Annotated in this window: 10 protein-coding genes; 5 read left to right on the forward strand and 5 right to left on the reverse strand. The window is 66.8% G+C overall.

The features are described from left to right. A partial coding sequence (locus FKP22_RS14430; protein WP_141288175.1) for a HAMP domain-containing protein occupies positions 1–1,170 on the reverse strand: 1,170 nt, incomplete at its 3' end. Positions 1,171–1,423: 253 nt separating this feature from the next. On the opposite strand from FKP22_RS14430, the gene pqqA reads away from it, so the two are divergent. The 5 genes from pqqA (at position 1,424) to pqqE (ending at position 4,770) form a co-directional block, all read left to right on the forward strand. Beyond that, entirely contained in the window at positions 1,424–1,498 is a 75-nt protein-coding gene (gene pqqA, locus FKP22_RS14435) for a pyrroloquinoline quinone precursor peptide PqqA (protein ID WP_141288184.1), read from the forward strand. Positions 1,499–1,592: 94 nt separating this feature from the next. Beyond that, on the forward strand, positions 1,593–2,513 hold the full coding sequence (gene pqqB, locus FKP22_RS14440; RefSeq protein WP_141288176.1) for a pyrroloquinoline quinone biosynthesis protein PqqB: 921 nt from the start codon (positions 1,593–1,595) through the stop codon (positions 2,511–2,513). A 7-nt stretch (positions 2,514–2,520) separates the two neighbouring features. Next, positions 2,521–3,273, forward strand: coding sequence for a pyrroloquinoline-quinone synthase PqqC (pqqC, locus tag FKP22_RS14445; protein ID WP_141288177.1), 753 nt, complete (start codon positions 2,521–2,523; stop codon positions 3,271–3,273). After that, complete coding sequence (gene pqqD, locus FKP22_RS14450) at positions 3,270–3,545, forward strand: pyrroloquinoline quinone biosynthesis peptide chaperone PqqD (protein ID WP_141288178.1); 276 nt, start codon at positions 3,270–3,272, stop codon at positions 3,543–3,545. Before pqqC ends, pqqD begins: the two co-directional genes overlap by 4 nt. A gap of 103 nt (positions 3,546–3,648) precedes the next feature. After that, positions 3,649–4,770, forward strand: coding sequence for a pyrroloquinoline quinone biosynthesis protein PqqE (pqqE, locus tag FKP22_RS14455; protein ID WP_141288179.1), 1,122 nt, complete (start codon positions 3,649–3,651; stop codon positions 4,768–4,770). Here pqqE and FKP22_RS14460 read toward each other — a convergent pair. The 4 genes from FKP22_RS14460 to FKP22_RS14475 all read right to left on the reverse strand — a co-directional run. Beyond that, positions 4,767–5,666 (reverse strand): AraC family transcriptional regulator, encoded by a 900-nt coding sequence (locus FKP22_RS14460; RefSeq protein WP_141288180.1) that lies wholly within the window; start codon positions 5,664–5,666, stop codon positions 4,767–4,769. The two genes, pqqE and FKP22_RS14460, sit on opposite strands and share 4 nt — an antisense overlap. 104 nt (positions 5,667–5,770) lie before the next feature. Further along, a complete protein-coding gene (locus FKP22_RS14465) occupies positions 5,771–6,520 on the reverse strand; it encodes an SDR family oxidoreductase (RefSeq protein ID WP_141288181.1) in 750 nt (249 codons plus the stop codon). A gap of 330 nt (positions 6,521–6,850) precedes the next feature. Next, positions 6,851–7,345, reverse strand: a complete 495-nt coding sequence (locus FKP22_RS14470; protein WP_231012081.1) for a thioredoxin domain-containing protein — start codon at positions 7,343–7,345, stop codon at positions 6,851–6,853. Between the two features lie 50 nt (positions 7,346–7,395). Next, positions 7,396–8,124: quinoprotein dehydrogenase-associated SoxYZ-like carrier (locus FKP22_RS14475; RefSeq protein ID WP_141288183.1), on the reverse strand; the 729-nt coding region annotated here is incomplete at its 5' end.

Consider the following 8,124-nt stretch of genomic DNA (forward strand, 5'->3'; position numbering starts at 1 on the left):
CGCGGCGTCGGCCTCGCGCCGCATCGACACGGAAATGTGCGTCGCGTGGCCATGTCGCAGCGCGTTCGTCACGGCTTCCTGCGCGCCGCGGTACAGCGCCAGCGCGACATCGGCCGCCAGGCTCGCATCGCCCAGTCCCACCTGCAGCTCGATGCTTGCGCCTGGCTGGCTGCGCCGCGTGCGTTCGACGAGGTCCCCGAGTGCGTCTGCGAGGCCGAAGTTGTCCAGCATCAGCGGCGCAAGGCGCGGGATGATGCCGTGCATGGCCTCGTAGAGGCGCGACGACTCGTCGGCGATGGTGCGCGCCGCCTGCTCTGCCTGCACATCGAGGCCGCGCACGCGCTGCGCGATCGAAATCGCCATGCTGTGCATCGCGGTGATGGATTGGCCGAGCTCGTCGTGCAGTTCGTGCGCGATGAGGCGCCGCTCCTGTTCGAGCTGGCGCTCGATCCAGCGTGTGAGTTCGCGGTTGTCGACCAGCCGGCTCTCGGCCAGCGCGGCGCGGCGTTCGGTCTCGATGTTCTGGCGCAGGCGGCCGACCATGCGGTTGAAGGCCGCGCCGATCAAGCTCGCCTCGGCGCCGGGCAGCGGCGGCAGCTTCGCGTCGAAACGACCGGCCTCCAGCGACTCGAGTGCACCGACGATCTGCCCGAACGGCCGCACCGTGCGTCCGACCAGCCAGAACACCAGCGCGTTGACGACGGCCAGCAGCACCGCCGCACCGGCGCCGAGCACGAGCAGGTAGTCCCAGGCGTCGATCGCGGCGCGCGATGCGTTGGACTGCGTCACCAGCTTGCCGCCGGGGAAAACGATGGACTGCACCGAAGGTGCCGGTGCGATCAGCCGCTCGAACCAGTCGGGCGCATCGCGGCCTGCCTTGTAGGTGGACGCCGGGGAGCGGTACAGCACCTGGCCCTGCCCGTCGTACAGCACGATGTCGTTCGAGCGCACGCGGCCAATGCCCTGCAGGTAGGCGAGCATCGCCGGCGTGCCCTGGGCCGCATAGAGCAGGGTGTTGCGCTGCAGCAGCTGCGTGGCGACGCGGTTGGCGGCCACCACCTCCTCGTGCACCGACTCGCGCATGCTGCGCAGCTGCAGCGCGAGCACGGCCGCGACAAACAGGATCGTCAGCGCGCCGACGATCAGGTTGATCTTCAGGCGCAAGGTCATGGCGTGGGCGGCGGAGCCCCGCAGGTCGGGAAGGTGAGCACGCGCCATGGTAACCACCGATCCGCCAACACATTCGCGAACGACGCAGGAACCGGGTCGACCCTCGGTCGCAATCATGAAAATCATGAGGCGCGAATCATGGTGCAGCGACTGGCGCGCAGAGGCTTGGGGAGCGATCCTTCACCATGGGATGCAAGCTGCATCCTTGCGCAGGTCGACCGGCCTGCGTGTCATTCACTTCCGGAGACTTGCCATGCAATGGACCACCCCGACCGCCGCTGATTTCCGCTTCGGCTTCGAGATCACGATGTACGTCAGCGCCCGCTGACGAACCCGGCACCGGCGCTGCGCGCAGGCGTGGCTCGGTGCCTTCCTCTTTCAAGGCACGCGCAAGCGCGCGCCTTTCCGGTGTCCAACAAACAATGCGCATCAGCGTGCTCGGGTCTGCCGCCGGCGGCGGTTTCCCGCAATGGAACTGCAATTGCCGCAACTGCGCCGGCGTCCGGTCGGGCAGTGTGCGGTGCAAGCCGCGCACCCAGTCGTCGATCTTCGTGCGGCCTGACGATGCCTCGGACGGCGTGCTCTTCAACGCCTCGCCCGACATCCTTGAGCAGGTCCGCGCCCGCCCCGAACTGCAGCCCGCGCGCGCGCTGCGCGACACCGCCATCGCCGGCGTTGTGTTGATGGACGGACAGGTGGACCATGCGACCGGCCTGTTCATGCTGCGCGAGCGCGGCTCGCCGCTGCCGCTGTGGTGCACCGACCCGGTCGCCGAGGACTTGAGCCAGGGCAACCCGATCCTGCGTGTGCTCGGCCACTATTGCGGTGTCGAGCGGCATCGCATCGGGCTTGATGGCACGCCGTTTCGTGTGGCCGGTGTCGCTGGCCTGAGCTTTCGCGCGCTGCCGCTGTCGAGCAAGCCGGCGCCCTATTCGCCGCACCGCGAGCACCCGGTGGAAGGCGACAACATCGGCATGCTGATCAGCGACGAGAAGACCGGCGCGACCGTGTTCTACGCGCCCGGCCTCGGCGCGATCACACCACCGGTCTTCGACGCGATGGCCCGTGCCGATGCGCTGCTGGTCGACGGCACCTTCTGGACCGACGACGAGATGCCGCGCCTGGGCCTGAGCAAGAAGACCGCGCGCGACATCGGCCACCTGCCGCAGTCCGGCCCCGGCGGGATGATGGAGTGGTTCGCGAAGCTGCCGGCGCACACGCGGCGCTGCCTGATCCACATCAACAACACCAACCCCATCCTCGACGAAGACTCCGACGAGCGCGCGGCGCTGACTGCTGCACGCATCGAGGTCTGCGAAGACGGCATGCTGATCCAACTCTGAGGTGCCGATGAAGGCCGAGATCCTCCAAGCGCGGCGCGAAGCCGTGCCCGCCGATGCGCCCGCCTGGGGTGCCGCCGAGTTCGAAACGAAGCTGCGCGAACGCGGTCGCGCGTACCACATCCACCACCCGTACAACCTGATGCTCAACGGCGGGCGCGCCACGCGCGAGCAGGTGCAGGGCTGGGTGGCGAACCGCTACTACTACCAGATCGCAATTCCCGTCAAGGATGCTGCGGTGCTGTCCAACTGCCCCGATCCGGCCGTGCGGCGCGGCTGGGTGCAGCGCATCCTCGACCACGACGGCTTCGAGCTCGGCGGCGTCCGCGATGCCGGCGGCATCGAAGCCTGGCTGCGCCTGGCCGAGGCGGTCGGCCTGAGTCGCGAGGAGGTCACCGACCAGCGCCACGTCACGCCCGGCGTGCGCTTCGCGGTCGACGCATACGTGAACTTCGCGCGTCGCGCACCCTGGCAGGAGGCGGTGTGCTCGTCGCTGACCGAACTGTTCGCGCCGGAGATCCACAAGCAGCGTCTCGCGACCTGGCCCGAACACTATCCGTGGATCGAGTCCGAAGGCCTGCACTACTTCCGCAGCCGCGTGAGCCAGGCGCGGCGCGATGTCGAGCAGGGCCTCTCGGTCACGCTCGCGCACTTCAGCACCCGCGCTGCGCAGGAGCGCGCGCTCGAGGTGCTGCAGTTCAAGCTCGACATCCTGTGGACCATGAACGATGCGATCGCATTGAAGTACGGGGTGTCGGCATGACGGCGCTGACGACGTCCATCCGGCCGCGCATCGGCGCTGGCTTTCGCATGCAGTGGGAGCCGGCGCAGAACTGCCATGTGCTGCTGTACCCCGAGGGCATGGTCAAGCTCAACGGCAGCGCCGGCGAGATCATGCTGCGCTGCGACGGCGAACGCAGCATCGAGGCAATCGTCGGCGAACTTGAGCTGGCGTTCAATGCCAAGGGTCTCGGGCCCGAGGTGCTGTCGTTCGTCGAGATCGCTGGCAAGCAGAAGTGGCTGACCTGGGAATGAACGCCATGAAACATCCTTTGCGGGCCGAGCGCCGGGCCGCTCCCAAGCCGGCCCGCATCCCCCCGGGGGATCGGCCGATGTATTCATCGGACGAGGGGCTGTCATGACGCCTGGCCCACCCTTGTGGCTGCTCGCCGAGCTGACCTACCGCTGTCCGCTGCACTGCGTGTTCTGCTACAACCCGATCGATTTCGCGAACCAGCCCGAGGAGCTGTCGACCGACGACTGGCTGCGGGTGCTGCGCGAAGGCCGCGAACTCGGCGCCGTGCAATGCGGCCTCTCGGGCGGCGAGCCGCTGTTGCGTGATGACCTGGAGGTGATCGTCGCCGAAGCGCGTCGCCTGGGTTACTACACCAACCTGCTGACCTCAGGCGTCGGCCTGACCGTGGAGCGGGCGCGTGCGCTCAAGGCCGCCGGCCTCGACCATGTGCAGCTCTCGTTCCAGGACTCGACCCGCGAGATGAACGACTTTCTCTCGCACACCAAGACCTTCGAGCTGAAGAACCGGGTGGCCCAGACCATCAAGGACCAGGGTTGGCCGATGGTGATGAACGTGGTGCTGCACCGCCTGAACATCGACCACATTGACCGCATCATCGGCATGGCGGCCGAGCTGGGCGCTGAGTACCTCGAACTCGCGAACACGCAGTACTACTCCTGGGCTTTCAAGAACCGGGATGCGTTGTTGCCCACGCGTGCGCAACTGCAGCACGCAGAAGCCGTGGCCGATGCCTGGCGCGTGAAGCTGGGCGACCGCATGCGCATCTTCTTCGTGGCCCCCGACTACCACGAGGGCAAGGCGAAGAAGTGTGTGAACGGCTGGGGCAGCATGTTCCTGACCGTCACGCCCGACGGCACCGCCGTGCCCTGCCACACCGCGAAAATGCTGCCCGGCCTGAGCTTCCCGAACGTGCGCGAGCACTCGGTGCGCGACATCTGGTTCGACTCCGAAGGCTTCAACCGCTACCGCGGCACCGGCTGGATGAAGGAGCCGTGTGCCAGCTGCGAACACCGCGAGGAAGACCTGGGCGGATGCCGCTGCCAGGCGTATCTGATCGCGCACGATCCGACGGTGGCCGACCCGGTGTGCGTGAAGAGCCCGCACCACGGCCTGGTGCAGGAGGCTGTGCAACGCGCCGAGGCTGGCCTGGCGACTGTCGCCGAACATCCGCTGGTGTTCCGCGACGCAAAGAACTCGCGCCGGCTGAGCGCATCGTCGACCTAGCTTCCCTCTCGGGCGTACAGCCGAGGCGCCTTCCCGACGTGGCGGCTGAAGGCAGTGCTGAACGTGCTTGTGGAGGCATAGCCGACACGCTCCGCCACCTCCGCAATTGCCAGGTCCTTGCGCAACAGCTGCTTGGCAAGCTCCATCCGCCAGGACAGCAGGTACGCCATCGGCGGAACGCCGACGGTCCGGCTGAAGCGGTCGAAGAACGCCGACCTCGAGAGGGCTGCGACGTCCGCGAGCTCGCCCACTGTCCAGGGTCGATCCACCTGCGCATGCATTTGCTGCAGCGCGGGCGCAAGGCGTTCGTCCCCCAGGCCGCACAGCAAACCCGGAGGCGCACGACCTGTCGTGCTCCACCGCATGGCTTCGATGAGCATCATGCCTGCCAGCTGCGACAGCATGAACTCGTTGCCTGGCCTTGGGTCCATGTACTCGTCGCCCAGCATCTGCACCAACTGCGCCAGGCGAGTCGCGCCCGGTACATGCACGACGCCCGGGAGCAGCGACACGATCAGCTTCGGGTTGGCGCAATCGAAGAGGAAGGCGCCCCCAAGCGACAGCATCTCGGGCTCGCCTCCCGGCGTGCCGTAGCGACGCTCGCCCGCACCGCCAGGCATTGTCTTCGGGTCGATGTGGACGGGTAGCGGCGCCGGCGTGAAGCTGGAGATGGTGAAAGGTGGCGTGGAAGGGAGCAGCACGAAGTCGCCTGCATTGAGGGTCACTTCCTCGTGCCCGTCGACGGCGAGCCTGCAGGTGCCCTTCAACATGATGCAGAAGCTCGGCTGGCCATACTCGGCGTAGCGCACCGCGTAGTCGCCCTTGCCGCTGATGAGATTGGCAAAGACGGCGCGCGGTTGCAGCAGGTGGACGACTTGGGTCAGCGGGTCACTCATCGCACGTCGCTCGTCTGGGACGGTCATTGGACACACCTTGCAGCATAGGTCTCGCGCGTCAGGCGCGTTGGGGCGCTGGGTGAGCGGCTCAACGAGCGGTCGGTTTACGCGGCCTTGGCCAGTGCCAGGGCCACGGCGTCCGGGCCTGCGGCGAAGTGCAGGCGGTTGGATGTGTCGTGGGCGGCCTGCCACACCATCTCTGCGACATCAGCCGCAGTCGTCACGGGGCCGGGGTTCGCGAACGCCGTGAAGATGGGGTCGGCGAAGGGCCGGTAGGCCTCAGGAATCAGGCCCTGCATGCGGGCGCCGCCGTTCTCGGTGAAGCGCGTGCCGGGGCCATAGCCAGGCTCGACGAGCTTGATGCGAATGCCGAAGGCACCCAGCTCATGGGCGACGGAGCCGGTGAGGCCTTCCACGGCCGTCTTGCTGGCCGTGTAGACACCGGCGAGCGGGAAGGAGGCAAGGGTGACGCTGGACGTCACGTTCACGATGACGCCGGCGCCACGCTCGCGGAACTGGGGCACCACCGCCTGCATCATGGCCATGACACCGAATGTGTTGGTATCGAAGACTTCGCGAGCAGTGCTCATCGGCGTGGCTTCAAAGGCGCCGATGACGCCGATGCCTGCGTTGTTGACGAGCACGTCGATGGGACCCGCAGCCGATAGCGCGGCGGCGATGCTCTCGGAGTTCGTGACGTCCAGCGCGATGACGCGCATGCGGTCCGACCTGGGCAGGACGTCTTCACGCGGACTACGCATGGTAGCGATGACGTTCCAGCCCTTGGCGTGGAAGTGGCGGGCGGTCTCCAGGCCATAGCCGGAAGAGCAGCCGGTGATGAGGACGGTTTTCATGGTTCGTTCCATTGGTTGAGTTGCGATGGAAAAACGATACCCAGCGAGAACCGGATTCACAATGCCGTTTAGTCCAGAAGTATTTGGCCATCGTCCAAATCAAAAAGTGCTGAATCTTGGCACGACTGGGTTGGCCGCACAGGCGTCACGCTCCGGTCACGTGGCATCGAGAGGCGGGGGCGCCGATTGGCATCCATCGAGATGGGGCGCAGCCTCAACTCACGCCGGCGTTCGTCACCGCGCATGCGCCGCCGCGCTGTGGCCCCGCCAGGCCGAGCAAGCTGGTGGGACTTTCGGCAAGCCAGTCAGCCGCCTGGCGCGACCGCTGCGCTACTGCACCAGTTGCAAGATTTCGAGCTGTTCCTCGACGGTCTCGAAGGTGCCTGTGCCTGCGGGCATCTGCATCAGCGGCTTGAGCTGCGGGTCGAACAACCACACGCTGGGATAGACCAGCATGCGGGTGCGCTCGTCGCCGATTGAACGCTGGAACTCGAGGTAGGGCAGGGACTTGTTGCCCACGCGGATGAACAGCTTGTTCGCCGTCGTCGACAGCGTGCTGCGCAGGTCGACGACGATCCAGGGTTTGAAGTGCGACACCAGTTCCCCGGCATGCTTGCCGAGGAAGTTCTCGTAGCGTCGGCAGTACGGGCAGTCGCTCGCGCCGAGGTAGACGTAAAGACGCTTGTTCTCGCGCTGGGCACGCGCCAGCGCCGGCCCGAGATCGAACTCGGCGCGCTCCGGGCCGCCGCCAGGTTCGACGACCAGTGGTTCGTAAGCGGGCGGGATGCCGAGGGCATGCGTGGCGGCGCCAAGCAGTGTGAGCAACGCGGCACAGAAAACGCGTGCCAACAGCCGACCCAGGCGGGGGCTCGCCATCATCCGACCTTCAGCGAGCCGGTGAAATGCTGCTCTTTCGAGTCGGAGACCTCGGCGCGCAGCTCGCCCGGGCCATGCGGCACGAAGTTGAAGCGCCAGGTCGGGTTCTCGCTGATCGAGAAGTCGAGATCGGCATCGAAGATCTTCCGGCCCGCATAGCTCACGGCGATGGTTCGCACGAAGTACGACGGGATGAACATCACCGTCACGTTGTTCAGCTCGAAGCCGGTGTCGTTCGGGTGGATCACCGTCACATCGGCGGTGGTCGGTGCGTCCATCGTCGGTGGCCCGGGAAGCTTGAAGATCGTCCTGCCGATCAGCTCGGGGGTGTCACGGTTCGGCGGCGCGGAACAGCCGCCGGAGGTCTTCACGTAGCGTGAGTCCATGTGCAGCTCGCCGTTCGACAGCTCGCTGACGACGCGCACGTGGCTGTACTCGTCGACCCGCAGACGCGTCTCGAAATCGGCCTGGCCGACTTCCGGTGTCAGTTCGAGCGTGGCAGCCAGTGGCGACGGGTTCTTGTCGACGAGCAGGTGCATGCGCTTCACGTACAGCTCCGGCGTCTGCGGCAATTGCGAGACGATCTTCACCGGCACCGCTGCGCCGTAGGCGGCACGCAGCGGTGCGATCAACTGCACGCGGCTGGCAGCACCGGTGGTGATCGGCCGGGTGCCGAAAATCCGGCCGCGCAGCAGCTCCCATTCGGGCGAGAGATCGGCCGGGCCGGT

Source organism: Ideonella azotifigens (genome assembly GCF_006519715.1).
Taxonomy (GTDB): domain Bacteria; phylum Pseudomonadota; class Gammaproteobacteria; order Burkholderiales; family Burkholderiaceae_C; genus Ideonella; species Ideonella azotifigens.

Bases quoted from the DNA above. Each gene is read 5' to 3' on its own strand.
- pqqC (WP_141288177.1), top strand. From the start codon at position 2,521: ATGAAGGCCGAGATCCTCCAAGCGCGGCGCGAAGCCGTGCCCGCCGAT.
- pqqE (WP_141288179.1), top strand. From the start codon at position 3,649: ATGACGCCTGGCCCACCCTTGTGGCTGCTCGCCGAGCTGACCTACCGC.
- pqqB (WP_141288176.1), top strand. From the start codon at position 1,593: ATGCGCATCAGCGTGCTCGGGTCTGCCGCCGGCGGCGGTTTCCCGCAA.
- FKP22_RS14465 (WP_141288181.1), bottom strand. From the start codon at position 6,520: ATGAAAACCGTCCTCATCACCGGCTGCTCTTCCGGCTATGGCCTGGAG.
- FKP22_RS14460 (WP_141288180.1), bottom strand. From the start codon at position 5,666: ATGAGTGACCCGCTGACCCAAGTCGTCCACCTGCTGCAACCGCGCGCC.
- pqqD (WP_141288178.1), top strand. From the start codon at position 3,270: ATGACGGCGCTGACGACGTCCATCCGGCCGCGCATCGGCGCTGGCTTT.